Source organism: Rummeliibacillus sp. GQ308 (assembly GCF_059759115.1).
This window is the reverse complement of sequence record NZ_JCAXDQ010000005.1, coordinates 18,181-44,619: the sequence shown is the minus strand read 5'-3', so window position 1 is coordinate 44,619 and position 26,439 is coordinate 18,181. Positions and strand designations below refer to the sequence as shown.

At 38.3% G+C, this 26,439-nt stretch carries 28 protein-coding genes; 22 read left to right on the top strand and 6 right to left on the bottom strand.

What is annotated here, in order from left to right:
• Nucleotides 1–15: 15 nt before the first annotated feature.
• Nucleotides 16–1,386 carry an FAD-dependent oxidoreductase gene (locus tag AC6CHJ_RS14725; protein WP_498289125.1) on the bottom strand — a complete coding sequence of 457 codons (1,371 nt, stop codon included), beginning with the start codon at nucleotides 1,384–1,386 and terminating at the stop codon, nucleotides 16–18.
• A gap of 136 nt (nucleotides 1,387–1,522) precedes the next feature.
• Here AC6CHJ_RS14725 and AC6CHJ_RS14720 point away from each other — a divergent pair, with 136 nt between their 5' ends.
• Together AC6CHJ_RS14720 and AC6CHJ_RS14715 are read left to right on the top strand one after the other, a co-directional pair.
• On the top strand, nucleotides 1,523–2,230 hold the full coding sequence (locus AC6CHJ_RS14720) for a DsbA family oxidoreductase (RefSeq protein ID WP_147197158.1): 708 nt from the start codon (nucleotides 1,523–1,525) through the stop codon (nucleotides 2,228–2,230).
• Between the two features lie 115 nt (nucleotides 2,231–2,345).
• Entirely contained in the window at nucleotides 2,346–2,993 is a 648-nt protein-coding gene (locus AC6CHJ_RS14715; RefSeq protein WP_066790332.1) for an FMN-dependent NADH-azoreductase, read from the top strand.
• 100 nt (nucleotides 2,994–3,093) lie between these two features.
• Here AC6CHJ_RS14715 and AC6CHJ_RS14710 read toward each other — a convergent pair whose 3' ends face one another.
• On the bottom strand, nucleotides 3,094–3,459 hold the full coding sequence (locus AC6CHJ_RS14710) for a DUF2500 domain-containing protein (RefSeq protein ID WP_392996768.1): 366 nt from the start codon (nucleotides 3,457–3,459) through the stop codon (nucleotides 3,094–3,096).
• Between the two features lie 177 nt (nucleotides 3,460–3,636).
• Between AC6CHJ_RS14710 and murB the strand changes: the two genes are divergently transcribed.
• From murB to AC6CHJ_RS14650, 12 genes are all read left to right on the top strand, one after another.
• The gene (murB, locus tag AC6CHJ_RS14705) at nucleotides 3,637–4,551 is read left to right on the top strand and encodes a UDP-N-acetylmuramate dehydrogenase (protein WP_147197095.1); all 915 of its coding nucleotides are present in this window, start codon (nucleotides 3,637–3,639) and stop codon (nucleotides 4,549–4,551) included.
• 156 nt (nucleotides 4,552–4,707) lie between these two features.
• Nucleotides 4,708–5,490, top strand: coding sequence for an exodeoxyribonuclease III (locus tag AC6CHJ_RS14700; RefSeq protein ID WP_392996770.1), 783 nt, complete (start codon nucleotides 4,708–4,710; stop codon nucleotides 5,488–5,490).
• Between the two features lie 308 nt (nucleotides 5,491–5,798).
• Nucleotides 5,799–8,159 carry a penicillin acylase family protein gene (locus AC6CHJ_RS14695; RefSeq protein WP_147197099.1) on the top strand — a complete coding sequence of 787 codons (2,361 nt, stop codon included), beginning with the start codon at nucleotides 5,799–5,801 and terminating at the stop codon, nucleotides 8,157–8,159.
• 10 nt (nucleotides 8,160–8,169) lie between these two features.
• Nucleotides 8,170–8,544: a fluoride efflux transporter FluC gene (locus tag AC6CHJ_RS14690; RefSeq protein WP_392996772.1), complete on the top strand. Its 375-nt coding sequence runs from the start codon at nucleotides 8,170–8,172 to the stop codon at nucleotides 8,542–8,544.
• A complete protein-coding gene (locus tag AC6CHJ_RS14685) occupies nucleotides 8,541–8,888 on the top strand; it encodes a fluoride efflux transporter FluC (RefSeq protein ID WP_392996774.1) in 348 nt (115 codons plus the stop codon). The genes AC6CHJ_RS14690 and AC6CHJ_RS14685 overlap by 4 nt, the downstream gene beginning before the upstream one ends.
• A 195-nt stretch (nucleotides 8,889–9,083) precedes the next feature.
• Nucleotides 9,084–10,208, top strand: a complete 1,125-nt coding sequence (locus tag AC6CHJ_RS14680) for a GNAT family N-acetyltransferase (protein WP_392996776.1) — start codon at nucleotides 9,084–9,086, stop codon at nucleotides 10,206–10,208.
• 86 nt (nucleotides 10,209–10,294) lie between these two features.
• Nucleotides 10,295–10,714, top strand: a complete 420-nt coding sequence (gene mntR / locus AC6CHJ_RS14675; RefSeq protein WP_066790320.1) for a transcriptional regulator MntR — start codon at nucleotides 10,295–10,297, stop codon at nucleotides 10,712–10,714.
• 30 nt (nucleotides 10,715–10,744) lie between these two features.
• On the top strand, nucleotides 10,745–11,602 hold the full coding sequence (locus AC6CHJ_RS14670) for a CvfB family protein (protein WP_392996778.1): 858 nt from the start codon (nucleotides 10,745–10,747) through the stop codon (nucleotides 11,600–11,602).
• Between the two features lie 129 nt (nucleotides 11,603–11,731).
• Nucleotides 11,732–12,667 carry a DUF1002 domain-containing protein gene (locus tag AC6CHJ_RS14665; protein WP_066790317.1) on the top strand — a complete coding sequence of 312 codons (936 nt, stop codon included), beginning with the start codon at nucleotides 11,732–11,734 and terminating at the stop codon, nucleotides 12,665–12,667.
• A 116-nt stretch (nucleotides 12,668–12,783) separates the two neighbouring features.
• On the top strand, nucleotides 12,784–13,065 hold the full coding sequence (locus AC6CHJ_RS14660; RefSeq protein WP_498289122.1) for a GNAT family N-acetyltransferase: 282 nt from the start codon (nucleotides 12,784–12,786) through the stop codon (nucleotides 13,063–13,065).
• Nucleotides 13,066–13,257: 192 nt separating this feature from the next.
• Nucleotides 13,258–13,725 carry a DUF4064 domain-containing protein gene (locus tag AC6CHJ_RS14655; RefSeq protein ID WP_147197108.1) on the top strand — a complete coding sequence of 156 codons (468 nt, stop codon included), beginning with the start codon at nucleotides 13,258–13,260 and terminating at the stop codon, nucleotides 13,723–13,725.
• A gap of 224 nt (nucleotides 13,726–13,949) precedes the next feature.
• Nucleotides 13,950–14,288, top strand: a complete 339-nt coding sequence (locus AC6CHJ_RS14650) for a YbyB family protein (RefSeq protein WP_223823624.1) — start codon at nucleotides 13,950–13,952, stop codon at nucleotides 14,286–14,288.
• 44 nt (nucleotides 14,289–14,332) lie between these two features.
• Here AC6CHJ_RS14650 and AC6CHJ_RS14645 read toward each other — a convergent pair whose 3' ends face one another.
• The gene (locus AC6CHJ_RS14645) at nucleotides 14,333–14,983 is read right to left on the bottom strand and encodes a LytTR family DNA-binding domain-containing protein (protein ID WP_066790308.1); all 651 of its coding nucleotides are present in this window, start codon (nucleotides 14,981–14,983) and stop codon (nucleotides 14,333–14,335) included.
• Between the two features lie 472 nt (nucleotides 14,984–15,455).
• On the opposite strand from AC6CHJ_RS14645, the gene AC6CHJ_RS14640 reads away from it, so the two are divergent.
• The 4 genes from AC6CHJ_RS14640 (at nucleotide 15,456) to AC6CHJ_RS14625 (ending at nucleotide 18,402) form a co-directional block, all read left to right on the top strand.
• On the top strand, nucleotides 15,456–16,241 hold the full coding sequence (locus AC6CHJ_RS14640) for a helix-turn-helix transcriptional regulator (protein WP_147197110.1): 786 nt from the start codon (nucleotides 15,456–15,458) through the stop codon (nucleotides 16,239–16,241).
• A gap of 105 nt (nucleotides 16,242–16,346) precedes the next feature.
• Complete coding sequence (gene yidC / locus AC6CHJ_RS14635) at nucleotides 16,347–17,195, top strand: membrane protein insertase YidC (protein WP_498289120.1); 849 nt, start codon at nucleotides 16,347–16,349, stop codon at nucleotides 17,193–17,195.
• A 176-nt stretch (nucleotides 17,196–17,371) separates the two neighbouring features.
• Nucleotides 17,372–17,617, top strand: a complete 246-nt coding sequence (locus tag AC6CHJ_RS14630) for a hypothetical protein (RefSeq protein ID WP_147197114.1) — start codon at nucleotides 17,372–17,374, stop codon at nucleotides 17,615–17,617.
• Between the two features lie 41 nt (nucleotides 17,618–17,658).
• Nucleotides 17,659–18,402 carry a M15 family metallopeptidase gene (locus tag AC6CHJ_RS14625; RefSeq protein ID WP_498289118.1) on the top strand — a complete coding sequence of 248 codons (744 nt, stop codon included), beginning with the start codon at nucleotides 17,659–17,661 and terminating at the stop codon, nucleotides 18,400–18,402.
• Between the two features lie 83 nt (nucleotides 18,403–18,485).
• On the opposite strand, the gene cls is transcribed toward AC6CHJ_RS14625, so the two are convergent.
• Entirely contained in the window at nucleotides 18,486–19,943 is a 1,458-nt protein-coding gene (gene cls / locus AC6CHJ_RS14620) for a cardiolipin synthase (RefSeq protein WP_147197117.1), read from the bottom strand.
• A 299-nt stretch (nucleotides 19,944–20,242) separates the two neighbouring features.
• On the opposite strand from cls, the gene AC6CHJ_RS14615 reads away from it, so the two are divergent.
• Complete coding sequence (locus AC6CHJ_RS14615) at nucleotides 20,243–21,568, top strand: L-cystine transporter (protein WP_184117602.1); 1,326 nt, start codon at nucleotides 20,243–20,245, stop codon at nucleotides 21,566–21,568.
• 92 nt (nucleotides 21,569–21,660) lie between these two features.
• Here AC6CHJ_RS14615 and AC6CHJ_RS14610 read toward each other — a convergent pair whose 3' ends face one another.
• Complete coding sequence (locus AC6CHJ_RS14610) at nucleotides 21,661–22,830, bottom strand: MFS transporter (protein WP_498289116.1); 1,170 nt, start codon at nucleotides 22,828–22,830, stop codon at nucleotides 21,661–21,663.
• A 245-nt stretch (nucleotides 22,831–23,075) separates the two neighbouring features.
• On the opposite strand from AC6CHJ_RS14610, the gene AC6CHJ_RS14605 reads away from it, so the two are divergent.
• Together AC6CHJ_RS14605 and AC6CHJ_RS14600 are read left to right on the top strand one after the other, a co-directional pair.
• A complete protein-coding gene (locus AC6CHJ_RS14605) occupies nucleotides 23,076–23,366 on the top strand; it encodes a hypothetical protein (protein ID WP_498289114.1) in 291 nt (96 codons plus the stop codon).
• Nucleotides 23,367–23,671: 305 nt separating this feature from the next.
• On the top strand, nucleotides 23,672–23,809 hold the full coding sequence (locus AC6CHJ_RS14600; protein ID WP_498289112.1) for an Lmo0850 family protein: 138 nt from the start codon (nucleotides 23,672–23,674) through the stop codon (nucleotides 23,807–23,809).
• 161 nt (nucleotides 23,810–23,970) lie between these two features.
• Here the strand turns inward: AC6CHJ_RS14600 and rodA are convergent, their stop codons facing one another.
• On the bottom strand, nucleotides 23,971–25,164 hold the full coding sequence (rodA, locus tag AC6CHJ_RS14595) for a rod shape-determining protein RodA (RefSeq protein WP_498289110.1): 1,194 nt from the start codon (nucleotides 25,162–25,164) through the stop codon (nucleotides 23,971–23,973).
• 176 nt (nucleotides 25,165–25,340) lie between these two features.
• Between rodA and AC6CHJ_RS14590 the strand changes: the two genes are divergently transcribed.
• Nucleotides 25,341–26,246, top strand: a complete 906-nt coding sequence (locus tag AC6CHJ_RS14590) for a hypothetical protein (protein ID WP_498289108.1) — start codon at nucleotides 25,341–25,343, stop codon at nucleotides 26,244–26,246.
• The last annotated feature ends 193 nt before the right edge of the window (nucleotides 26,247–26,439 follow it).

Genomic DNA, 26,439 nt, shown 5'->3' with positions numbered 1-26,439 from the left:
TTATAAGATCAATTATCACAATTCAAGCGGGTCAACGGCAGGGCCTTCTATGACCAAGCCCTCTTTTGAAAAACGGGATCCATGACACGGACAATCCCACGTTTCATCAGCTTCATTCCATCTGGTTTTACAGCCCATATGTGTACAGCGAGGAGTAGAAGTTCGAGTGATATAGCCACCTACAAAATCAACTGCTACTTGGCTGCCGATTTTTAAAGCTTGTGCGAGTGCAGTGCCTAGCTTTGTATGGCTAGGCGAATAAAGATCTAAGCCCTTGTTTGGGGTACCTAATATGCCATCGCTAATTAGCTGTCCTGCGACAAGAGAGTTGGAGATTCCCCATTTTCTAAAACCTGTCGCAATCCAGACGTGTGGAGTCCCAGAGCCAAGCTGTCCAACATATGGAAGTAAGTCAGGTGTCTCAGGGTCCTGTGCCGACCATTTAAAAGGAATATCTTTTGCATCGAATCTGTCATGTCCCTCTGCTTCAATCTCATCATAATATTTATACGTATCCGATTTAGTGCCTGCTTTATGACTTGGCCCTGCAAGCAACAAATAATTTTCACCGTCAATCAGTGCTGTTCGTATAGATCTTACAGCGGTATCAACTGAAAGATATTGCCCTTTATAAGGGTCGGGTGTTTTAAAAGCAATAATATAAGAACGATTGATTTCTAATTTAAATAAATGCAGTCCCCTAAGTGCTTCAATGGGGTAATGAGATGCAATGACTAAATCTTTGCATGAAACCGTATGTCCGCTATGTGTTGTCGCCTTTTTATTTTGAATATCCACATGCTGAACTCGCGTATGCTCATAAACCTTCGTTCCTGCAGCCATGGCTTTAGCAAGCATTTCACGACCAAAACGAACAGGATGGATTTGGGCTTGCTCTGCCATTGAAACAGACAATTTCGTTGGATAAGGGATTTCACTCTTCGGATTCATTGTGCCAGCAATATTCAACTGTTTATAGGCATCCCATTCGTCTTCCAGCTTCTTTCTATTAAACTCTTCCTGTGTATACAGGATAGATGTAGAGGGCTGGATGACATCTGAGCCTACTAAATCGAATCCCGAAGAAACAGCATTTTGGTTGAGTTTATAGTAAAGAGAAGCCCCATCACTTCCGAATTGCTTGATCAGTGTTTGATAGATGGCACCGTGCTGAGCTGTCAGTTTCCCGGTAGAATGGCCGGTTGCACCTCCCAATACGGAATCTCCTTCTAGCAATACTACGTCTTTTCCTGCTTTAGACAGATGATAGGCAGTCATTATGCCACTTAATCCGCCACCAATAATACATACATCTGTTTCGATTGATTCGCCAAGTGCAGCTTTTGAATGCTCTGTTGGTTGTTGTAGCCAAAGTGATTTGTACATGTATAATCTCCTGTTTTTTCCTAGGTTGTGTTATTCATATGAAGTTTAAACATTTAGTTGTCATGGATTGAAAGGCCGGGCAATAAAATTGCCTTTTGAATGAAGTGATAGATACAATAGAGGCGAGGTGATCATGATGAAAATAGAAGTTTGGTCAGATTATGTATGTCCATTTTGTTATATAGGTAAACGAGAATTAGAGAATGCATTGAATAAAACAGGATTTAAGGATCAAGTGGAAGTTGTTTTTAAAGGCTACCAGCTTAGTCCTGAATCGAAAGATACATCAGATGAAAGCATGTATGAAGTCGTTGCAAAGAAATATGGCACGACAGTAGAACAAGCAAAAATTCAATCACAAGGCATCATTGCCCGTGCGAAGGAATTGGGCTTGGATTATGATTACGACCACTTAAAACCTGCGAATACATTTAAGGCACATCGCCTTGCAAAATATGCAGCAACCAAAGGGTTAGGGGCCGAAATGAGCGAGCGTTTGCTTCGTGCCTATTTTATCGAAGCGAAGGAAATTGGCTTAACGGATACATTAGTTGAGTTGGCCGCAGAAGTAGGTATCGAACGCAAGGACGCAGAGGAAGTCTTGGCAAATGGCTCATTCGCTGACGACGTATTGCGAGATATACAAGAAGCAGCCCAAATTGGCGTAAGAGGGGTTCCATTCTTTGTGTTGAATGGGAAGTATGCGATCTCAGGAGCTCAACCTAATGAAGTGTTCGAAAAAGCAATTCAACAAGTCGCAGAGGAAGAAAATCTTCGTCCTACATTAAAAATGATGGGGCAAGATGGCCAGGGAATATGCACAGACGATCATTGTGATTTCTAAAAATTTCAGTCAAAAGTATGAAAACCCATTCGTTGACTTCGGATGGGTTTTACATTAAAATTAAAATATCTTGAATTTGAGATATAATATTACACGAAAAGAGAGTGTGTGACTAATGACAAACGTATTAGTTGTTAAAGCAAATAACCGCCCAGCGGATCAAGCTATATCAAGCAAAATGTATGAAACATTTATGGAAACTTTAAAAGGTTCTGATTTAAATGTGACTGTATATGACGTATATGAAGAAGATACTCCTTATTTCGGTCAAGATTTACTAGATGCTTTTGGTAAATTGCAAAATGGTGAAGAGTTGTCTGAGCTTCAACAACGTACACTTGCTGCTAAACAAAAAGCAATGGACGCACTTACAGCTGCTGATGTAGTCGTATTTGCATTCCCTCTATGGAACTTGACTATTCCTGCTAAATTACAAACTTTCATCGACTATGTATATGCAGCTGGTTTTGCATTCAAATACGATGAAGCAGGTAATATGATTAGCCTAATGCCTGAGAAAAAAGCTATCTTGCTAAACGCACGTGGTGGCATTTATTCTACTCCAGAAATGGCATCTATGGAAATGGCTGTTAACTATATGCGTAATGTATTTGGCGGCGTTTTCGGTATGGACATTATCGAAGAAGTTGTTATCGAAGGTCATAATGCAATGCCTGCTAAAGCACAAGAAATCATCGCTGACGGTTTAGAAGAAGTTAAAGCAGCAGCTAATCGTTTAGTTGAAATGGCTGTTAAAGCGTAAGCAACAAGTTAGAAATAGAACAATAAAAAGCACCTCCTATGTTAGAGATAACTCTAGCTTTGGGGGTGCTTTACTTATTATTGAAATAGTTAGGGCCAAATTATAGTTTTCGTTCAAATTGATGATAGCGCGTTCCCTGATATGTCAGTGTCCCATTATCTCCTTCAACAAAAGAACCATATACTTTGCCGCTCACCCGCAATTCAACTCGTTCTCCGTTTTCTAATTCAAATGTTGCATAGTAGCTTGTGCTGGCCCTTGAATCCTGTCCTCCACCGCTTACTTCGGTGCGTTTGGCTACGATTGCAGCAGGAACAGTGAGGATAGGTGAGTTATTATTCGTTGTCCACGTGTTTAGCCCCTTTGCTGCACTGATAATTAAAATACCGATTACAATCACAAAACCAATGCCAACGATAATCGGTACAATCGTAAATAAGCTAAATCCTTGTTCTTCTAATATCATTCCTGCCACCCCTTACAATAATCCTATAATATGTATTTCAATTTATTATACGAATAGACCTAGAGAAAGTTTCAACCCATGTTCCGGTTGCTTTAGCCAAAGAATATTACTTGTAAAATGGGCCTTCGTTATTCATACTTAGTTATGAATAAGTATGAAGGGAATGGACTTTCGGAGATGAAAGAACAATGGATGAATGATTTAAAAACGATTGTAAATCCCGATGATATCAAAATAGATGAACCACTTAATAAATACACAATGACAAAGCTAGGCGGCAATGCAGATTTGCTTGTTATGCCTTCCACTGAAGAAGAAGCGGCAGAAGTTGTCAAGTATGCCCACCAGCATGACGTACCTCTATTTCTATTAGGAAATGGATCAAACATGGTCATCCGTGACGGAGGCCTTCGTGGAATTGTTCTAAACCTCTCTAAATTGGATGAAATCCGTATTGAAGGGACGACCGTGTATGCTCAAGCTGGAGCACTGATCATCGATGTATCAAGAGCAGCTGCCGCGCAATCATTGAGTGGCCTTGAATTTTCTTGCGGTATTCCAGGCTCAGTAGGTGGAGCGATGGCAATGAATGCAGGTGCATATGGCGGTGAAATTAATGATGTAATCGTCAGCTGCAAGGTCATGACGCCAAGTGGCGATATATTAAACCTGACAAAGGAACAGTTAGAACTCGGCTATCGCCAAAGCATTATTGCGAAGAAGGGTTATTACGCGCTTTCTTCCATTTTTGAATTGAAGAAAGGCGACCAAGCAACTATTGATGAAACGATTGCTGATTTAACATACAAGCGAGAGTCGAAGCAGCCTCTTGAATTTCCTTCAGCAGGCAGTGTATTCAAACGCCCCCCAGGTCATTTTGCAGGCAAGCTAATTCAAGATAGTGGCTTGCAAGGTAAAGGTGTGGGTGGAGCAGAAGTATCCACAAAACATGCCGGCTTTATCATCAATAAAGGCAATGCGACAGCAACGGATTATATTGAGACAATCCGTATGGTTCAGCGTACTGTAAAAGAGAAATTCAACATAGATCTTGAAACAGAAGTTAAAATTGTCGGCGAGGATGTAAAATAAGACTAGATATAATGTTAAGAAGACGCCTTCCGTTATACCATGGAGGGCGTCTATTTTTATAGATGGGTTAGCATGAAATAAACAGGGGAAATGTCTTTTCTAGTGAGGAATATTGTATTCTTCCAAAATCTATATTTTTTGAAGGAGTTTTATAGGATGAAATTTGTATCATGGAACGTCAATGGTATTCGCGCATGCTTGAAGAAAGGGTTTCTTGACTATTTTCATCAGGAAGAACCAGATTTTTTCTGCATCCAGGAAACAAAATGCCAAACTGGGCAAGTAGAGATCGATTTGCCTGGGTATTATCAATTTTGGAATGATGCGGAGAAAAAAGGGTATTCAGGAACAGCCATTTTTACTAAACATGAACCTTTATCAGTCAGTTATGGTGTTGGCGATGCAGACACACAAGACGAAGGCCGAATTATTACATTGGAATATGAAAACTTCTACTTAGTAAATGTATATACACCGAATTCGAAGCGGGATCTGGCTCGTTTGGAGTATAGGCTGCTATGGGAAGATGAACTGCGTGCTTACTTAAAAGAGTTAGATGAAAAGAAACCTGTCATTTACTGTGGTGACTTGAATGTCGCACACCAATCAATCGATTTAAAAAACCCTAAAGCCAACATAGGGAACTCTGGTTTTACAGAAGAAGAAAGAGGCCGAATGACGAGACTATTAAACAGCGGCTTTGTCGATTCATTCCGCTCTGTTTACCCTGAAGCAACAGATCGTTATACATGGTGGTCATATATGAACAAAGTAAGGGAAAGAAATATTGGCTGGCGCATTGACTACTTTATTATCTCTAAAAGGCTTGAGGAATCTATAAAAAAAGTAGACATCCATCATGCAATAGCAGGAAGTGACCACTGTCCAGTTCTTCTAGAAATGAATATTGACCAAATGGTTGAGACTAGAACAGAATAAAATATTCTTCCTTCAATGATGAACATATTTACAATGGCATGCATTGGAGTACGGTGTCTCTTGCGGAAAAAAGCTTGAGCTGAATCCCCTCAGGATTAGACCGAAAAATTAAATGCTTATACTTTTTGTATAAAAGAATACTTACAGTAAACCGAACCAATGTGATGTTGAATTTCACATATAGTTCGGTTTTTTTACATAGCAAATAATAGACTTTTAACTACAGTTTCTAAGACGCAAAATTTCATCATATTTAAAGGGATATGGGGGGCGGGGAAGGAATATAGAGAAGATAAGGGGGATGAAGTATGAAAAAAGGGAAACGTATATGGAAATGGCTTTTAATAGCTGGCGGTGTGGCTATTGTTCTTATTATTGCGGCGGCATTATTATTAGATGCCTTTGTCGACAAATCGAAGCCGCAAATTGAAGGGAAAGTAGAAGTCGCAGGTTTAAAACAGGATGTAACGGTCACTAGAGATAAAAAAGGTGTTCCTCATATTAAAGCAAAGAACGATGAAGATCTGTATCGGGCACAAGGATATGTGCAAGCACAAGATCGTCTATTCCAAATGGATCTTTCAAGGAGACAGGCGAGTGGTATGCTATCAGAAGTGGTAGGAGAAAAAGCCATACAAACGGATAAATTTTTCCGAACATTCAGTCTTAGAGATGCAGCAGAAAAATCATTAGACGGTTACTCTGATGAAGCTAAGCAAGTATTATCATGGTATGCAGAAGGCGTGAATGATTATATCCAGTATGCAAAAAAGGAAGGAAAGCTGCCATACGAATTTAAATTACTTGGCTACCAACCAAAGCAGTGGACGGAAATAGACTCATTAACTATCGGGAAATATATGGCGTATGATTTAGGCGGTCATTGGGATATGCTGGCATTCCGGCACTGGGCGCTAACTAAGCTATCGTCAGAAAAAGTACAAGAATTAATGATTCATTATCCTGAAAATGCCAAATCTATTATTGAAGAAAATATTGAACATCCGGTAAAGGTATCGAATCAATTTGATACATCACTTATACCCAATGAATTCAACGGCAGTAATAACTGGGTAGTGTCAGGAGACAAAACAAAGAGCGGCAAGCCATTGTTGGCAGATGATCCTCACTTAGGACTTAGTACGCCTTCGATTTGGTATCAAATGCATCTGTCCTCACCATCACAAAATGTCAGCGGTGTTATTTTTGCAGGGATCCCAGGGATTATACTCGGACATAATGAAGACATTGCATGGGGCGTAACAAATGTGGGGCCAGACGTGCAGGATTTATATATCGAAATGCCAAACCCAGACAATCCTACACAATTTAAGTATGAAAACAAATGGGAGCAGGCAGAAGTACGTAAAGAAAAAATAAAAGTAAAAGGGCAAAAGGCAGTCGACTATGAAGTCGTTGTCACGAGGCATGGACCTATCATCTCTGACCTCGCCTTTAAAAAGGAAAAGCCGACCGCCGTCTTTTCTATGCAGTGGACAGCATTGCAATCAACGCAAGAATTGCAAGCCATCTTAAATATGGATAAAGCGAAGGATTGGCATCAATTTGAAACAGCGCTGAAAGACTTTAAGGCACCTGCGCAAAACTTTGTTTTTGCTTCCGCAAAGGACGGCACGATTGCTTATAAAGCAAATGGGCTAATTCCTATTCGCAAAAGAGGGGATGGCCAGTTCCCTGTGCCTGGCTACTCAAAGGATTATGGCTGGAAGGGCTATATCGACTATGACAAATTGCCAAAGGTTGTCAATCCGGATTCAGGCTATATTGCAACCGCCAATAACAAAGTGGTCGGCAGCGGCTATCCGTATCACATAACAGACTTTTGGGCACAGCCTTATCGGTATGAACGGATTGTGGAGATGCTAGAAGAGAAAGATGACTTTACAGCAGAAGATATGCAAAACATTCAGATGGATACAAAAAATTTGTATGCCAAAGAATTTTTGCCGTCTATGATTTCTTCTGTCAAGAAACAAGGGAAGGAAAGCAAAGCGGTAGAGCTATTAGAAAAATGGGATTACAACGATACTGTATCACAAGCAGCGCCTCTTATTTTCCAACATTGGATGATCGCTATACAGGAAGGATTATTTAAACAGGCAATGCCAGCAGATGTGTATGCTATGATGCCAGGGAAATATAATATCACAGATGAATTATTACGGCAGGCATATAAAGGGAAACCAGGAGAATTTGTCGATGAAGCAGGCGGAGTAGATGAGCTTGTTACAAAGGCCCTGCAAAAGTCAGTGAAGGATTTAAAGGAAACATACGGGGATGACATGTCAAAATGGCAATGGGGAGAAGAGCACCAGGTCCAATTTAAGCATCCGATATCTTCTGCTTCTGAAGTATTAGCGTATGTACTCGATTCTAAGAAAGTGCCTGTGGCGGGGTCAAAAGTGACAGTTAGAGCAGCAGCGCCTGACCAAAACGGAATCGTCAATCACGGTGCTTCATGGCGTTTTGTAGCTGATTTAAGCGATTTATCCAAAGCCTATCATATTGTGGGGCCGGGACAAAGTGGCCACGTCAAATCCGTATGGTATAATGACCAAGTAGACGATTGGGTAAATGGCACTTATCATGAAACGGTGATAAAAGGCAAAGTGCCAAACGGTCAAACATTAATTTTAAAGGCGAAGTAGTGAGTATAAAATGATTAAGAATATAGCGGCAGTGATGCTTGGCGGCATTGTTGGCACATGGATGCGTTATGGTGTCATGACTTCTGTGCCTACTGAGTGGCTGCTTTGGATCGTAAATGGTGTGGGCAGTTTTGCCATGGGTGCATTAAATGGCCTATTTGCCATCACCTCAAAATATGCAAGATGGAAGCTTTTTTTGACAACAGGAATGCTTGGAGCGTTCACTACGTTTTCCACCTTTTCAGCAAGCTGGCTAAAGTTGATGGAGCATCATGAACTCACCGCTGTGATCTATGCAGTGTTGATGACGGCTCTATGCGTAATTCTCGCATCATTTGGCTATCTAATGGGAATAGGGCGTAAGAAAGCAGGTGAATGCTTATGATATGGCTTATACTAGCTGCAGGTGGAGCATTGGGTGCTCTAAGCAGATATATGGTTACATTATGGATGGGAAGGTTGACGCAGCCATATTATGTGGCTACTTTTATCGTCAATAGCCTAGGCTCATTTTTAATGGGAATGGCTCTTCATATAGCAGCTGATCAACAATTGCTTTCCGCCTTCTTTGCAACAGGCTTTTTAGGTGCTTTCACGACATTCTCAACATTCGCATTTGATACAGTTCGCTTGATGCAGGAAGGAAATCATCGTGGGGTGTTTTTATACCCTGCACTTACATTGCTTGCCGGAATTGCTTTCGTAACGTTTGGTTGGCAAATAGGCTAAGGTTTTAAGGTACTATAGAATAGTGCATGAAAAAAAGGCATAAAGAGAAAATTCTCTTATGCCTTTTCATAATGATAAAAGACTATTTAGCTAATGCCAAATGTTCATAGTCAACAGTAAATAGAACAAATTATTTCATGGTATTTATTAAATCTATTTGTCACTGCTATAATAGTAGCCTAGGGGGTTGTTGCGTTGAAATTAATTGAGTGGACAATGGAAGAGCAAGAACAACTAATTGAATTTATGACAACAAATGTATGGCCATATCATATCAATTCGCATCCAGTCAGAGAGTTAATCGAAAAGACGATTGACGAGGGCGGCTACGAATCGGATGAATCAAAAACCTTTTGGCTTGTTAATGATGAAGATATCCAAGTAGGTATGGTAAAAATATATGATTTGCAGGATGATATCCCACTATTTGATCTAAGAATTGGCGAAAAATGGCGCGGCCATGGTTATGGCACCAAAGCATTGCGATTGGTCAGCGAGTATGTTTTTTCATTGCCCGGCAATAAAATTCGACTTGAAGGCCATACTAGGCAAGATAACATTGCTATGCGGAAAACATTTGAAAATGCTGGTTTCGTAAAAGAAGCTCATCTTCGCAAGGCATGGTATGTCCCAAAAGAAGATGACTATTATGATGCTATTACATATGGCATTACTCGTCAGGATTACTTAGAAGGCAAAACAACGCCAGTAAGCTGGGACGACGAAGGTAAAAGTGATGAGGTTGATTATAAAGAAACATGGGATTTCGATGACAGTTTTGAATCTGAACGATTGATCATTCGAATGCCCCGTATGCAAGATGCAGATGCTGTTTGGGAGGCAATCTCTTACTCTGCAAAAACCTTGAAGCCATTTATGGAATGGGCTCAGCAAGCACCTAAAAAAGAAGAGACAAAGGAAAATATACGGGAAGCAATTGCAAACTTTATCGCAAGAAAAGACTTACGACTGCATGTGTTTTTAAAGGACGGCGGCCAATATATCGGCTCTACAGGATTGCATAATATTAATTGGCAAATTCCTAAGTTTGAGATTGGATACTGGTTGGATATGCGATATGAGGGAAAAGGATATATGACAGAAGCCGTGCAAAGAATTGTACAATTTGCTTTTGAAGAGTTAGGCGCTAATCGGTTGGAAATACGATGTGACTCAGATAATACTCGTAGCCGTGCCGTCGCTAGCCGTGCAGGATTTGAGTTGGAAGGCATTATGAAGCAGGATTCTTTTTCAGCTGATGGCAAGAGTTTGCGTGATACATGCGTATATGCCAAAATCCACCCCGGCAGATTGAGTTAAAACCTTTCGCAATAGTTCTACAAGTTACGTTTTAGACTTTCATGTAGTAAACTAGAGAGATAGATACTGAAAGAGAGGGTAAAAGGATGCCGACACCGAGTATGGAGGATCACATCGAACAAATCTATTTGCTAATTGACCAAAAAGGATATGCGCGTGTATCGGACATCGCGGAAGCATTGTCAGTTCTTCCTTCTTCTGTTACCAAAATGGTACAAAAACTTGATAAAGATGGTTATCTAATATACGAACGATATAGAGGCTTATCTTTGACACCGAAAGGGTTAAAGCTAGGAAAGCGCCTAGTGGAAAGGCATAGCTTGCTTGAAGATTTTTTACGGTTGATTGGTGTAGAGGAAGAACGGATTTATGATGATGTGGAGGGAATCGAACATCATTTGAGCTGGAATTCAATCGAATGCATTGCAGATTTAAATCAAGTATTAGAAGAAAACCCTGAATTCATTCAAAAGCTGAAAGACTTAAAGACCAGCCCAGCAGAATGATTTCCTAATTAAAGAGAGGAGTTAGAATAGGTGGCATCACTACAATCTGGAGACGTTGTAAAATTAGTAGTAAAAGAACAGCGCGGATCTCAATATATCTTAACTAATGACGAAATAGAAATTCCATTGAATGCATCTGAAACAACGACAGAGTTAAAGATAAATGAGAAGGTAGAAGTATTTCTTTTCGCTGACCGAAGAGGGAATTTAGCTGCAACGCTTGCCATTCCGCATATTCGCAAAGAAGAATACGGATGGGCACGTGTACTACATGTTAAAGACCGTGAAGGGGCTTATGTTGATATTGGCACATCACGAGAGGTGTTAGTTCCTGCTGAAGACTTGCCGAAGTTAAAGCCATTATGGCCAGAGCCGGGCAATCATATATATATCACTTTACGAACTGATCGTGAGGGAGGGCTTTTTGGCCGTTTGATCACAGAAGAGAAAGTATTGGAAATGTATGAGGATGCTGAACCAGAGCTGTTCAACCAAAATATCCTTGCACGTCCATATCGCTTATTACCAGTCGGTACATTTTTACTTGGCGTTGATAAGCCATACCGTATCTTTGTTCATGAATCTGAACGTAAGAAAGAGCCACGTCTTGGAGCAGATATCTCTGTTCGTGTCATTGAGGTAAAAGAAGATGGAACGATTAATGCTTCCATGCTACCACGTGTTCATGAAAGATTATCAGAGGATGCAGAAGAGGTCTATAAATATCTGCAAGAAGTAGGCGGGAAAATGCCATTTAGCGATAAATCTTCACCTGAAGAAGTCAAAGAAATGTTTAACATGAGCAAGGGTGCATTTAAACGTGCATTAGGTACCCTGATGAAAAGTGGCCGCGTGACTCAAGAAGATGGCTGGACCATTATAAAGTAATAGCAATAGAGCAAAAAGGTTCGGTGGCCAACCCAGAAACTTTTTGCTCTTTTTAGCGTATTATTAGTAGGCCTCATTGAAAGAAGATGTGGGTAAGTAGGATACAAACCAATTGGAGGAGGAACAATAATGAAAAAACAACTTGTAGCTGTTTTGGCAGCGTTCTGTTTGACTACTGCTATCGCAACACCTATTAAAAGTTATGCCAGCACAAGTACAACAGATTCATCGGGTGAAGTTGTCAATGAAAAATTAGGGGATCCTATTGTCGTTTATGGCGGTAGCCTTTCAGATAGTGAAAAAGCAAGCGTAAAAAGTAGTTTGGGGGTTTCCGGCAATTCCGGTATAAAAGAAATTACAATTACCGGTGCGGATATTGCTAAATATATTGAAAATGGAAATGCAAGTGCACGCCTATATTCTTCTGCAAAAATTACGCCTAAAAATGAAGGCAGCGGACTAGTTATTAATATTGTAACCCCAGAAAATATCACTGAAGTCACTTCGGATATGTATTCTAACGCAATGTTGACTGCAGGTATCGAAGACGCAACAGTTGAAGTAGCGGCACCTAAAAAGGTAACAGGCCACTCTGCTTTGGCTGGAATCTATAAAGCGTATGAAGTTACAACAGGTAAAAAATTAGACCCTGAAAGGACAGATGTAGCCAACCAAGAACTTTCTGTAGCGACGGATATTGCCCAAAATTCCAATGTGGACGATAAAAAGGTTGGAGAATTGTTAACAGAAATTAAAAAGCAAATTGCAGAGCAAAAACCAGCTACAAAAGAAGATGTAGCTAAAATTGTCGATGAACAACTGAAAAAATTAGAAATCAGTTTAAGCGATAAAGACCGTCAATTACTAATCGACTTGATGAACAAAATTAGTAATCTCGATATCAATTTTGGCAAATGGTCATCTCAATTAAATGATTTAAGCGGTAATATAAAAGATAAATTGTCTAAAATCAATGATGATATAAAAAATGACACAGGATTCTGGGCAAGCGTTAAAAATTTCTTTAAAAAAATCATTGATGGTATCAGTGGCCTATTCGGTTAGAAAATAGTTGTTGGTTGAACATTACCCCCATTGGACGAGAGATGTATGATTTGGGCAAAATAGCAAAGGGTAATAGAAAGAGTGTGCTACACTATTTATTACAGGGGGTGTTATTCATGGATTTCCAATTAAACAACCGTGGAAGTGAAGGATATGCATTTGAATATAAAGAAGACGGTCAAGTGTTAGCAGAGCTAACATGGACGCAGCTTGGAGATATTATGGTAGTTGACCATACATTTGTAGATCCATCTTTGCGCGGACAGGGTTTGGCAGTTAAGCTGCTGGATCGTGCTGCAGAATACGCACGTGAGAAAAATTATAAAATCGAGGCTGTTTGCTCATTTGTACTGAAGGCATTCAGCTCAACCGATAAGTATGATGATATTAAAGCATAAAAGAACACGATAACGGATTAGCCGATTTGCGGGTAGATATTATTTGCAAATTGGCTTTTTCGTCTTGGAAAGTTAAAGATACATGAATCTTTTCCATAATTGGATACGTATACTACTATGAAGTGAGATTTCACTTAGTGAGAAGCTTTCTTCTTACTTGAGTGTTAATGAAACTAAATATGAGGTGTATACATGAAAAGAACAGGAGAATTAGTTTTCGGCATTATTGGATCGCTCTTTAATTTGATTGCCATCTCTTTTGTGGGCTTACTTGTCGTCTCTATGTCAAGTGTTTCAGTCAACGAGCAATTCCAGAATGAACTTGTAACGGAAATGGAGAAAAACTATGCTAATAATCCGAATCTACAGGATATTGATCCACAAAGTTTTGCAGATACGGTAGTAGCGTTCACCGATGGTTTTGGACCATTCGGTTGGTTTTTCATTATCTGCTTTGTCATTAGCTTGGTATTAGGAATTGTAGCGTGTATTCAAGCATATAAAGCAAAGAACAAAAAAGCCAATATGGCAGGGTGGCTCTTTATCGTGGCTGCTATCTTTGCGGGCATTATTTCCTTTACTTCTTTCGCTTATTATATTGCAGCAATTATTTGCTTTGTCCGCAAACCGAAAACAGAAGATCAAACGCTTGTTAACTAATGGGAGGCCCTATCACAATCCAAACAGATAGGGCTCTTTAACTGTTAGGGAAAGAGCATATGTTTTCTGCCCGTCAGTTTAGAGAAATATGTATAGATTTTTCAATGGTTGCAGATGATGTGGGGAGAAGCCCTTCAAAAATTATGATTGAAAAGGTGTAGGATTTTTAAAAAAGGGTATAGTTATCCTAGAACAAATTGATATAACGGGAGGAAATGATGAACATGGGAAAAAGTAAATCATTATTACTAGCAGGATTAGCGGCAGGAGCGTACGCTTATTTCCGTAAGAAAGAAAACCGCGACAAAGCAATGGAGGCATTCAACTCAACAAAGGATAAAGTAAATGAGTTTGTAGACAAAAACTTCTCTTCTTCCCCAGATGTAAAAGAAGATGCTGTAAGAACAACTACTGGTGATGGACATACAGATCCAGAACTTACGTATGATGAAGAAGATAGCAAAATGACATATGAAGGTTCAACAATGACAAGCATCAACTATGAAAATGCTGAACAAGATGATAAATTAAATGGCGTTAAGCCTCCTGAAGAAAATAAATAAATGAAAAAAGAGTTGTCTTTGTGACAACTCCTTTTTTATGTGTTTTAGAATCCTAAAGACCGGCGGAAGTAGCTAGCATAGCGCTGACTCACAGGTATCCGAGTTCCGTCTTTCATTATTAATAAGAAAGTGGAATGCGAATCGGGTTGAATTTCTTCGATATAATCAATGTTAACAATATAAGAGCGATGGCAACGTATAAAAGTATCAGGAGATAAGAACAATTCCAAATCGCTTAAGTTTAATCGATGGTATCCTTCTTTTTGGATTGATTTAACGTATGTTTTACGTAGCTGTGTTTCTAAGTAGATCACATTTTCATGTTTGACAGGATACCAGCAATCATCAACTTTAATGGTAATGTAATTAGTTAAAAAAGGAGAAGGTTTTTGTGGGAAAATAGCTGTAATTGCACCTTTTGTCTCCCCTTCTTCCATTAAAGGGATACTCATGCCATAGTAAGGTACGCCAAATACGTCTGATTCGATAAAAGAATTAATTTTTTGACCGTAGCTTAGTGCCTTGCGGGTAGCAGAGCCCTCAGGAATGTCATCGCCAGGCTTAATTTTCAAATCAATCTTTTTGCTTGGTTGATAATAGATATATTTTTCTGTATCTGAAATAACTATTGATGTGTTGTCAGGGAAAAATTCCTTTATAACTTCTATCAATTCCTCGATAGACTTTGGATCCATGAATACCTACCTCGTTTCTTTGCATTCATCATAATACAGTACTCCCTATAAAACATAGGATGATTAAGCACTGTTATAATTATTCTCTTCACATATTATGACACAATTCTATTTTTGAAAATACTCCTTCGCGAAAAATTGTTGGTTTTTACACTGCTTTATATTAGAGAAATAAGAACGGTATATTTATAGTCGGTTAAAACGCGATTAAAAAGTAATAAATAGGGCAGAAATTTTAATTCTTTTAACTACAAAACCCAAAGGGGGACCCTAGCACCAATATAGCTATAATTTGGCTAATTTCCTGAAATGTATTTTTTATAAGAACTAGTACCCAATTTTTAAAAGAACCAATTTACTCAAATTTTCTTTATGATTGGGTAATAAAACTATTTTCATATTACCATTTTCGTTATATAGTAAGATTAACGTGATAAAATACTGTGTAATTTTATAGAAAGATGGGGAGTTTATGCTGCAAAAACAATATTCCATTTCAGAAACAATCTCGAAAAAGTACTTTGAAGAAATTGAAATTATAGAAAACTACGAAGGCATAGAAGAGTTTTTTGAAATAGAAGCACAACTTTTAAGGCAGATTTACCAATTAGAGTTAAATGAGGCAAGGGCATCACTGCGCCAACTAATAGATATTTTAGCTATACGAGCTGGGAAAGAATTCATCCGTTCAGTAAGGCATTACTTTGTCATTTTATCATCTGTTGTCACAAGAAAATTACTTGAAAACCAAGCACCATCAAAGAAAGTGTTTGCGTTTAACACAGCATGTATACAAATGATCGATAAACAGATGAAAGATGCAGAATTCCTGCAATTTGCGGATGATTTAATAGAATTTTATATCTATGTCATCTCAGAAAGAAAACAACCATCCTATAGACACCAAACAGTAAATAAAGTCATTATGTACATAGATGATGAAGTCGAATCGGACTTTTCAGTCGAAGACATCGCCATGTATTTTTCCATTAGCACAAGCCATTTATCACGTATTTTTAAAGAGCATGTTGGCATAACTTTAGTAGAGTATTTAAATGTTCGAAGAGTGGAAGAATCTCAATATTATCTAAGGCATACGAACAAAAGCATATCTGAAATATCAGATCAATTCCATTTTTGCAATCAAAGCTATTACACACGTATTTTTAAAAAATACGTTGGTTGTACACCGAAGCATTTTAGAGACAAGCCTGAAGAAGAATATTACCGTTATAAATTACCAGAAAGACTATTATAATTTGAAATCGTTACATATATATTGAATAAACACAATTTTGATTTGATTAGTATCCTCTATATAATGTATACTTCACTATAGCTTGAGAAATTGTAGGTGAATATATTGAAGAAGAAACTTTGGTTAGTTTCAATGGTCGGTCTTACTCCATTTTTGCTAGCTGGCTGTAGTTCAGTGCAAAATAAAGAAGGCTTTTTCTATAGTACATTTGTAAAACCGATGGATTTCTTGCTAGACTTTATTGGGAACTCCCTTTTTAATGGGAACTATGGCGCAGCGATTATCATAATTACTGTGTTAATCCGTTTTATTCTAATGCCTTTCATGTTGAAGAACTATAAAAATCAACAGGGTATGAAAGAAAAAATGGATCAATTGAAACCCGAAATGGACGAGATCCAAAAAAAATTAAAAGCCGCTAAATCAAAAGAAGAACAAATGGCTTTACAACAAGAGATGATGGGATTGTACAAAAAGTACAATGTCAACCCATTGAATATGGGCTGTTTACCTGTCATTATCCAAATGCCGATTATTATGGGCTTATACTACTCCATTCGTTATTCGTCTGAAGTACAAGCGCACCATTTCTTATGGTTTAAGCTTGGAGACCCAGATATTGTTATGACACTTATCGCTGGTGCTGTTTACTTTGTACAAGCACAAGTTTCATTATGGACAGTGCCTGAGCAACAAAAAGCACAGATGAAGATCATGATGTACATTTCTCCAATAATGATCATGTTCATCTCGTACACTAGTATGGCTGCACTTCCTTTATATTGGTCTGTCAGTGGTGCTTTATTGATTTTCCAAACATATCTTGGACGTAAATTTTACTCTCAACATCCAGAGAAAGCAGTTGAAAAAACCGCTGTCCCTGATTCGGATAGAAAATTGACTCCTGCAGAAAAGCAGGCTGCGAAATCAGCAAAGAAAAAATCAAAAAAATAAAGTAACGATGCAAGAGTTATAATCATCGACTTGAGTGTTCGTGAACGATTCAAAGCATTTTCATGTAGAAGCCCTATCTTTTTAGATATGGATCTTACTACTTTTGAATGCGGTATAAACTTCTAAATCGAGGCGAATTTTGCCTCGATTTTTAATTGGTTAAGGGAGGCAACAAATTGAGTTCGAAAGCACTAACAGGTGTACTTGTAGCGCTTACAAGTATTCTGGCTGTTATTTTTATTATTCGTCAAAATTTTGATTGGGCAGTTCTTTTCATTTCATTGATGTTTACGATTACAAACTCTTTCCGTGCAAAGGATATGGCAAGGCAAGGGTATACAAAAGAAGCGAAGTGGATGAAAGGGACGGCTATATTTTTTGGAATCGCTACGCTTGTTGTATTAGCGCTGATTCTTTTTTAAAATGATGTAGTCAGCAGTTTTAAATATAAGAGGTGTAAGCAATGATTAAAAAACATGTTAAGAAATCTTCATTTGCATTCCTGTCGATTGCGGCGCTTGCCGGCAGTATATTAGCAGGGTGCAATGATATAAAACAAGAGCCATCTGACAAACCTGTTCAAAAGGAAGTATCTCATGATCCGGCAACAGAAAAGAAAAAGGCTAAAATTAAAGACGAGAAAGTAGATGCAGGGGGCTATATAATTGGTAAGAAATTGCCTAAAAAAGCCACGTATATGCAAGGTTTTTTGGTCGCAAGTAAGCAATACCCTTTGCCTGCAAGCTATGCGCCAGGAGAGAATCCGGAGGCTAGAGATGCATTTAATAAGCTAAATGCTGCAGCTTCTTTGGACGGCTTTCATTTTGATGCATTCAGCACCTATCGGTCATATGATCGTCAAGTAGAGTTATATAATGCGTATGTCAAACGCGATGGTAAGAAAGCAGCTGATAGGTATAGTGCTCGACCGGGTTATTCAGAGCATCAAACGGGTTTAGCATTCGATATCGGTGAAGTAGGAAATGAAGCGGCCTATGCAGATAATGCTTTCGGTAAAACAGAAGCTGGCAAATGGCTTGCAAAAAATGCACATAAATATGGTTTTATTATGCGTTATCCAAAAGGTAAAGAAACTGTTACAGGTTATATGCATGAATCATGGCATTTCCGTTATGTAGGTCCGAAGGCTGCAAAAGAAATCTATAAAAAGAATGAGACCTTAGAAGAATATCTTGGTATTAAATAAATAGTAAAAGAAAAAAGCTTAAAGCAAGTTACTTGCTTTAAGCTTTTTCTATAGGGAGTATCCCGTAAATCCTGATTATCATTTTATAATATTGGAGATAATAATCGTGAAATTGATTCTTTCATCTTAATAGTCCGTGAACGGTTATCGTATAACTCTTGTGTAAGCTCTGTAGAAAGTAGCATGTCTTTTTCGAATAGCTCCGCAAGCTTATGAGATGTCTCGCGGTGATAGATAAAGGCATTTACTTCAAAGTTTAGCTTAAAACTACGGAAATCGATATTGGCTGTTCCTACTGTTGATGCTTCATCATCAATCACAATCATCTTAGTGTGCAAGAATCCATTTTCGTAAATATATATTCTGGCGCCCGCTTTCAATAGCTGTCCGACATAGGAGTAAGTTGCCCAATACACGAACATATGGTCTGGTTTGTTCGGGATCATAATCCGGACATCTATACCCGATAAACAAGCAATTCGGACGGCGTCCATAAAGCTGTCATCCGGAATGAAATAGGGTGTTTGGATGTAAATGTACTTTTGGGCCATGCCGATTAATTTAAGGTAGGCATTCTTAATTTGTTCCCATTCAGAGTCGGGACCGCTTGAAACAATTTGAATACTGACTTCTCCTTTACGCGTAATAGCGGGGAAGTAGTGATCTGCATATTGAATATCTTTTGTGTTGGAGGCTTGATTCCAATCCAAAAGGAATCTTGTTTGCATAGGATGTACAGAACTACCTTCAAGTCGCAGATGTGTATCTCGCCAATAACCAAACTTCTTCTTTAAACCAAGATATTCATCACCCACATTAAAACCACCGATATAACCAACGCGCCCATCAATAATTACAAGCTTACGGTGATTCCGATAATTCATGCGCGGATTAATCAGTGGTAAGATGGAAGGGAAAAATACCTCAACCTCACCACCTGCATCGATAAGTTCTTGGAAATGCTTCACATGCACGCCTCTAGAACCCATTTCATCATAAAGTAACCTTACCTGCACGCCTTGCTTCGCTTTCTTGGTAAGCTCCTTTACAATTTTGGTGCCTAGCCGATCAACGCGAAAAATATAATATTGAATATGAATATGATGTTTTGCAGATTCTATGTCTTCAAGCAATGCCTTGAATTTCTCCTCACCATCATTAAAAATCGTGACAGCATTGTCTTGCGTCAACACCGCATGGTTGGTCGTTAAATTCATAAAAATCAACTCTTTGAAGTGCGCTGCGTCATCAAGACGAAACTCAAATGTATTTTCTTGAATCGCTTCCATTTGATATTCAATTAATTGATCAATCCCAATTTTCTTGCGTCCTTCCCATCTGAAAAGATGTTTCTTGCGGAGCTGCCTGCCCAATAATATATAAAGGATAAATCCAGCGACAGGCAAAAAGAAAAGAACAAGAATCCACGCCCAAGTTGACGTAGGCTCTTTTCTTTCTAAAAAAATGATAATAGCTGCTAGCAGGATGTTGGATACTAAAATAATGGAAACAATTAAGGAAGTTAAATTCGCTGTATCCATTTAGTAGTCACCTTCTTCCGTGTACTTCTCTTTAGTATAGCCTATATAATACCGAATTCAACTGGATAAAGAAACAAACATTACTTTCCTGTTTCGAAACGATTAAATTCAATTTTCATTTTATTTAAAAGGAGATTAAGATGTTTTAAAAAGTTTGAGTAAACCTACTTGACTAATAGGTTTTCTTGTTTTAATCTAAGAATACAATTTTTATAGAATGGGGTTGTGAAGGGTTGAATACCTTTTTAATAATAATAAACGTAATAGTCCTGCTATTGCTGATTGGCTTGCTTATTTATATGAATAAAAAGCATGTCTCATTTTCTAAACGTGTATTTACAGGTTTAGGAATAGGTATCGTATTTGGGCTATTCCTGCACTTTGTTTATGGTCCAACGACAGATGTTGTCGTAAAAACAGTTGACTGGTTTAGCATTGTCGGAACAGGCTATGTGAAACTGTTACAAATGGTGGCTATGCCATTAGTATTTATTTCAATCATTTCAGCATTTACAAAAGTAGTTGCTGGTAAAAACTTCGGTAAAATTGCTGCTCTAATTTTATTTATATTAGTTGGAACTACAGCTATCGCTGCTTCAGTCGGTATAGCTTCAGCCCTTGGTTTCCATCTTGATGCAACACAGCTTGTACAAGGTGATGCGGAACAAGCGCGTGGGACAGAAATAGTTCAAAAATCAGAAGACCTTGGCGATAAGTCAATGCCACAACAAATCATTGATCTGCTTCCTGCTAATCCATTTTTAGATTTAACGGGCGCTCGTTCTTCTTCAACGATTGCAGTAGTTATTTTTGCAGCATTCTTAGGCTTCGGCTATTTAGCTGTAAGACGTAAAGATGAGAAAACAGCTGACATGATTAAAACAGGTATAGATACAATCTATTCACTTATCATGCAAGTCGTAAAAATTGTCTTGCGTTTAACTCCTTTCGGGATTTTAGCAATTATGACATCGACTATTGCTACATCTGACTTTGGAGCTATTTACAATATGGGTAAATTTGTTATCGCTTCGTATGTTGCGTTAGCAGTGATGTTTATTATCCATATGATTATCATTACTTTAACAGGTATGAGTCCTGTGACTTATATCAAAAAGGTATTGCCTACATTAGTATTTGCTTTTAGTTCACGCTCTAGTGCTGGTACATTACCCCTCAATATTCAAACACAAACAAACCGTTTAGGTGTTTCTGAAGGGATTGCCAATTTTGCGGGTTCATTTGGTATCTCTATTGGCCAAAATGGCTGTGCTGGTGTTTATCCTGCGATGCTTGCCATCATGATTGCACCTAGTGCAGGAATTAATCCATTAGATCCTGGATTTATCCTTACACTAATCTTTGTAGTTGCCATTAGTTCATTCGGTGTGGCTGGTGTCGGCGGTGGTGCAACATTCGCGGCTATCATCGTATTGTCTGCTATGAACTTGCCTGTCGCATTAGCGGGTGTTTTAATCTCAGTTGAACCATTGATTGACATGGGTCGTACAGCATTAAATGTGAATGACTCTATGGTAGCTGGTGTAACGACAGCACGTATCACTGGTGAGCTAGATAAAGACGTTTACAATTCAAAAGAACAACAAGATTTAGCTGAAATTTAATGATATTAAGCTGCCTTCTCTTTAAAAGGGGAGGCAGCTTTTTTTGTTGGAAAAGTAAAAGCCTTCAACCAAATGATTGAAGGCTTGATGTACTAGATTTGTTTTTGTTCCCGCAATGTTTTCTTGCTTGAACGATAAACAAGGAGTACGAGTATACTCGCCAGTGCTAGCACGCCGGCTATATCGTAAACGAAATTTGCTTCTTTTGTTAAAACCCATGTGAAGAATAATGGACCAATAATCCTTCCCATATTGTCCATGGAATAAGAAAGACCAGCAGCAGTGCCATATTTCCCGCCCGATTCTTTAGAGGAGAGAGACGTATTCAAGGTTCTAGCTAAAGCATTACCAGCAGTAAATACACAAAGCGCGAATCCTGCGAATGCAAGGCTCTGTGTGAATGGGAATAATAATAAGCCGATTGCTGTGACAACTTGCGCCCCTATAAGCCATCTGGTTTCTTTTCCATCTTTGATGTGCCTCACAAGGCCGCCTTGTATTAAGAAATCAACAAAGCCACTGAACAAAAAGAGTGACCCTAACTGAGCAGAAGTAATTTGGATTTTTTCCATTTGGAATAATTGAAGTGTCGATTCAACGCCTGCTAGCAGGAATGTCACAATAAACGAGAAAATAAATAAATATCTCACGCGATATTGAAAAAGCATGGAGGTCCCTTTTGGTATAATAGCTCTTTTTGTAGCTTCACCTTGTCGAATAGGTTCACGCAAAACAATGCTTGCGTAAATAAGCAACAGGATGAGAAGGATGCTAGATACGGTGAATGGCGTGCTTAAACTAATTTGTCCAAGTAACCCGCCCAAAGCCGGTCCAAAGATAAATCCAAGACCAATAGACATGCCCATAAAGCCCATATATTTGTTGCGATTTTCTTCAGTCGACATATCGCCAATAAAACCAGTAACGGCTGTATAAAGAGCGCCTGAGAATAAACCGCCTATAATTCGGGAAATATAAAGCATGGTTAACGATTTCATAAATAATGCAATTAATATAAAGCTTGTACTAAATCCAAGCAAACCAATTAAAATTAGTTTTTTTCGGCCCATCTTGTCGCTCAGCATCCCCCATAAGGGAGCGGTAAAAAAGCTTGCAAGTGAATAAATGGTTAAAAGTCCGCCAACATGCATTTTGGCAAAGCCTTGATTTACTACTACTTCAGGCAATACAGGTATGATCAAGCCGAATCCAAAATACACAAAAAACTGAACAGACATCAGTAAGAAGAGCGATTTTTTCATGTTAACCCAACTTTCTTTAAAGACATTCGATTCATCACCCAACCATTAGATTGAATAAATAGTGAAACGTTTCACCTATAATTTCTAGTATAAGGTGAACAACGGATGAATGCTAAGCCTAGCCTTGAGAAGTAAGAAAATTTATCAATTTAGTGCTATTTGTAAATTAAATTCATTGTTTATGAGGGCTTTCCTTTCGGGAATAGACATCATAAGAATAGGTAGATTTAAGGAGGAATAGAGTAATGGATATCACAGTAGTAGCAAAAATGAAAACAAATGACGGATCAGAAGGCATTTTAGACTTAAAGGAGCCAGTATTAGTTGAAATGGAATCTGCACGGGAATTCAAAGTGAAAAATGCCTTAGAGTATCTTGGGCATACTGATATTAAAGCACAGTCGCTTGAAATGAATAAATATGTGGCCACAAGCGTATTTAATGGTGAGTCTTACCAAACGGAGATTTCATTTTGCTATGCCTTGCGGGCAAATGGGCAGTATTTTGAACTGCAGGAGTTAAAAGGAATGATATAAAGGGAGGGATAAAAGCTGTCTAACAAAGGGCTCTCCATTTAAGACAGCTTTTTTCTTCTAAATGTGGTTTAGAGAGAGTTAAGAGGGGAATAATTATACTACATATAGAGATTGGTATCTAAGTTGTGAGGGTAGCCTATAAAAAAATCATTAATTATGTAACAATATTGAAAAATTTAAAGGGTTTAAAAATGGTATTATAGAAATGAATATATAGAAGCTTATTTGGTTAATTTAAAGTGGAGAAGCAACTTTTTAAAAACAGCTTCGTCAATGAATATAAGTAAAAAGAAGAGGTGGAAAGAATGTCAAGAGATGTAGATATCACAAAAATTATTTCAAATTTATCAAGACTTGGCGTAAAGGCGACTACTACAAAATCTCGCTTAGAATTATTAAAAGCATTAGCACCACCAAAATCATCTCCCCAAACGCAAAGCTAACTTAAGAGACATCCCAAACTTCGGCCCCATTACTAGTCGGAGTTTTTTAAAACGCCTCGGTCCAAAAATGCATGCATACCGAACGCAAACAACTGATAGCGTTTTATTATACATAAAAACGCCTAAAGAGCTTTTAGATGCTCTCTAGGCGTTTTTTTTAGTTAAAAGTCATCATCGTCATCATGATTGCCAAACATATATGTGCGATGGTGGAATTTCATGCTGAAGACCAAACCTAATGCTAAAGCATTCCCCATCATAGCACTCCCTCCATAACTAATGAATGGAAGAGGTATCCCTGTAATAGGCAGTACCTGTGTTGTCATGCCGATATTTTCAAAGACATGGAATGTAATCATGGCAATAATACCTGCACACACGTACGTACAAAATGGATCTTTCATTCGGAGTGTGAGTTTTGTTAGGTGGAAGATTAGGAAGAAGAACAAGCAAATGACAACACTTGCTCCGATAAAGCCAAACTCTTCACCGATAACACTAAAAATAAAATCGGTATGATTCTCTGGTACATATACTTCTTTATGCCTGAACCCTTTACCGAAGATTTCCCCAGAACCAATCGCGTTCAACGATGCAATTAAATGGTAACCATCGCCGGATGAATACGAGTAAGGATCTAGCCAAGAATAGATACGTGCTAGTTGGTATGGGTCAAATTTTAGTTTATGGATTAAGAAGTCCTGCATATTAATGGCCATCCACAAGAGTGAACCGCCGACAACTGCTGCTATAGAGGCAACAGGTAGTATGATTTTCCATGGAATGCCGGCTACGATGATAACAGCGCTCGTAATAGCCAAAAATACAAGCGATGTACCAAGGTCGGGCTGTTTCATAATGAGACCAAGTGGCACCAATAGAACTAAGAAGATTTTTCCTAATAAAATCATATCTGTTTTAAAAGTCTTTAAGGGATGCGAGTCATGGTGTTTGCTGACGGTCCTGGCTAGCGCAAGGATATAGAAGGTTTTCATAAACTCGGATGGCTGGATATCTGCAAAACCTAAGTGGAACCAGCTTTTCGCTCCGTTTCGCGGTTCAGCGATTTGTCCAACGCCCCCTGGCGCTACCATTAAGACAATCAGTACTAGGATACCAGCTCCATATAAATACCAAGCCATCTTTTTGTATTGATCTGGGTCAAAGTACATCATGACTGCGACAATACAAGCGCCAACAAAATACCAAAAAAGCTGTTTTGGCACAAAGTTAGTGATATATTGGCCTGACATTTGGGCAGAGGAGATTGCCATCACGCTGACAATACAAAATAATATCAATATAAAAGCGAGCGTCCAGTCAAAACGATCGGAAAAATTTCTTTTTGAATTCATGATAGTCACCTATAGTAGTAGATTTGATACAAAAAAATATAGTGAAGCTTCAATCAATGGGCGCTTTTCTTTCTTTTTCCACCATTGATACTTGTGTTACCTGTTCTGGTTGGTCATTTATGCTAAACCTACCAGTAAAAACTACACTAGCCTATCAAATTTAAAGCAGTCTTTCAATGGGGAATCTGTTTTTTAAAGCATTTGGCATGTCCGAAAAAGCCTCACTTCTCTTATTGTATCATGGCCTGTATAAAGTGAAACGAAAATACATCACAAATGTTTCAAAAATGTTTATTTCCTCTTATAATAGTATAGGAAACGAGGTGATCGACTTGGCAAAAAAAATGCGAGCTGCTGATGACTATTTACATCATCTATATGTACACAAGAATGAAATAAACCAATTTGCGATGTTGAGCGGTTTGACTTTCCGCGAATTTGTCTCTGCAGTCGGTCCGCTTCAAAATATTTTGCTGCTGAAGAATGAGTATGATGATGGTTCGTTCAACATGCATACGCGATTAGAGTTTGTGGAAGAGAAAAGTATACCGAAATTTGTAAAGAAGGCCATGGATTCTAAAAAAGACTTGTGCTGGATTGATTTCTCGGATGAACGTAAACTAAATCTTCTAACTCCACAAGAACAAGCTGAATTGCTTTATATTGGACATAAAAAGGAAGCGATTCGTTCTCCTTTCTACCACCAATTGCAAAATAGATATGTTTATTTATCTTCCCAAGATGCAAAAACATCAAAAATTTATTTCCGCGACATGTCGGACTTAAGAAAACTTGTTACGCAAGTATTCAATAACATCATCCAAGAAAAAGAACGGACTAATTTTTGGAGACGAAAAACGGGGAATTTGATACCGATTATTAGTGAAGAATTGATGGGGAATTTCCGTGAAGATGTAGAAGATGGCGTATTGTTTTCATTATACAAAATTGAAAAACCGAAGCTCTCCTATATTTTGGAATTACGCTCACTTTCTGAAGAGTACTTTCCTGATGAAATATGGGATGATTTAAATAATTTATTAAAGAGAACTCCGGATAAGGTATTAGAAGTACACAAATAGGAAATTGCCTGGACAGTTTTTAAAAACGCACGCATTCCACCCATGTAAAAATGGATGAATCGTTGCATTATAAATCGCTTTTTTGAGATTCCTACATATCATAAGTAGGAATCTTTTGTTTTTTTACTGTATTATTACTTCAAAGTGCTATGATAGAAATATTAAATTACAGGGCGTATTAAATCATTTGTAT

Bases quoted from the DNA above. Each gene is read 5' to 3' on its own strand.
- AC6CHJ_RS14725 (WP_498289125.1), bottom strand. From the start codon at position 1,386: ATGTACAAATCACTTTGGCTACAACAACCAACAGAGCATTCAAAAGCT.
- AC6CHJ_RS14720 (WP_147197158.1), top strand. From the start codon at position 1,523: ATGAAAATAGAAGTTTGGTCAGATTATGTATGTCCATTTTGTTATATA.
- AC6CHJ_RS14715 (WP_066790332.1), top strand. From the start codon at position 2,346: ATGACAAACGTATTAGTTGTTAAAGCAAATAACCGCCCAGCGGATCAA.
- AC6CHJ_RS14710 (WP_392996768.1), bottom strand. From the start codon at position 3,459: ATGATATTAGAAGAACAAGGATTTAGCTTATTTACGATTGTACCGATT.
- murB (WP_147197095.1), top strand. From the start codon at position 3,637: ATGAAAGAACAATGGATGAATGATTTAAAAACGATTGTAAATCCCGAT.
- AC6CHJ_RS14700 (WP_392996770.1), top strand. From the start codon at position 4,708: ATGAAATTTGTATCATGGAACGTCAATGGTATTCGCGCATGCTTGAAG.
- AC6CHJ_RS14695 (WP_147197099.1), top strand. From the start codon at position 5,799: ATGAAAAAAGGGAAACGTATATGGAAATGGCTTTTAATAGCTGGCGGT.
- AC6CHJ_RS14690 (WP_392996772.1), top strand. From the start codon at position 8,170: ATGATTAAGAATATAGCGGCAGTGATGCTTGGCGGCATTGTTGGCACA.
- AC6CHJ_RS14685 (WP_392996774.1), top strand. From the start codon at position 8,541: ATGATATGGCTTATACTAGCTGCAGGTGGAGCATTGGGTGCTCTAAGC.
- mntR (WP_066790320.1), top strand. From the start codon at position 10,295: ATGCCGACACCGAGTATGGAGGATCACATCGAACAAATCTATTTGCTA.
- AC6CHJ_RS14665 (WP_066790317.1), top strand. From the start codon at position 11,732: ATGAAAAAACAACTTGTAGCTGTTTTGGCAGCGTTCTGTTTGACTACT.
- AC6CHJ_RS14660 (WP_498289122.1), top strand. From the start codon at position 12,784: ATGGATTTCCAATTAAACAACCGTGGAAGTGAAGGATATGCATTTGAA.
- AC6CHJ_RS14655 (WP_147197108.1), top strand. From the start codon at position 13,258: ATGAAAAGAACAGGAGAATTAGTTTTCGGCATTATTGGATCGCTCTTT.
- AC6CHJ_RS14650 (WP_223823624.1), top strand. From the start codon at position 13,950: ATGGGAAAAAGTAAATCATTATTACTAGCAGGATTAGCGGCAGGAGCG.
- AC6CHJ_RS14645 (WP_066790308.1), bottom strand. From the start codon at position 14,983: ATGGATCCAAAGTCTATCGAGGAATTGATAGAAGTTATAAAGGAATTT.
- AC6CHJ_RS14640 (WP_147197110.1), top strand. From the start codon at position 15,456: ATGCTGCAAAAACAATATTCCATTTCAGAAACAATCTCGAAAAAGTAC.
- AC6CHJ_RS14625 (WP_498289118.1), top strand. From the start codon at position 17,659: ATGATTAAAAAACATGTTAAGAAATCTTCATTTGCATTCCTGTCGATT.
- cls (WP_147197117.1), bottom strand. From the start codon at position 19,943: ATGGATACAGCGAATTTAACTTCCTTAATTGTTTCCATTATTTTAGTA.
- AC6CHJ_RS14615 (WP_184117602.1), top strand. From the start codon at position 20,243: ATGAATAAAAAGCATGTCTCATTTTCTAAACGTGTATTTACAGGTTTA.
- AC6CHJ_RS14610 (WP_498289116.1), bottom strand. From the start codon at position 22,830: ATGAAAAAATCGCTCTTCTTACTGATGTCTGTTCAGTTTTTTGTGTAT.
- AC6CHJ_RS14605 (WP_498289114.1), top strand. From the start codon at position 23,076: ATGGATATCACAGTAGTAGCAAAAATGAAAACAAATGACGGATCAGAA.
- AC6CHJ_RS14600 (WP_498289112.1), top strand. From the start codon at position 23,672: ATGTCAAGAGATGTAGATATCACAAAAATTATTTCAAATTTATCAAGA.
- rodA (WP_498289110.1), bottom strand. From the start codon at position 25,164: ATGAATTCAAAAAGAAATTTTTCCGATCGTTTTGACTGGACGCTCGCT.
- AC6CHJ_RS14590 (WP_498289108.1), top strand. From the start codon at position 25,341: ATGGGGAATCTGTTTTTTAAAGCATTTGGCATGTCCGAAAAAGCCTCA.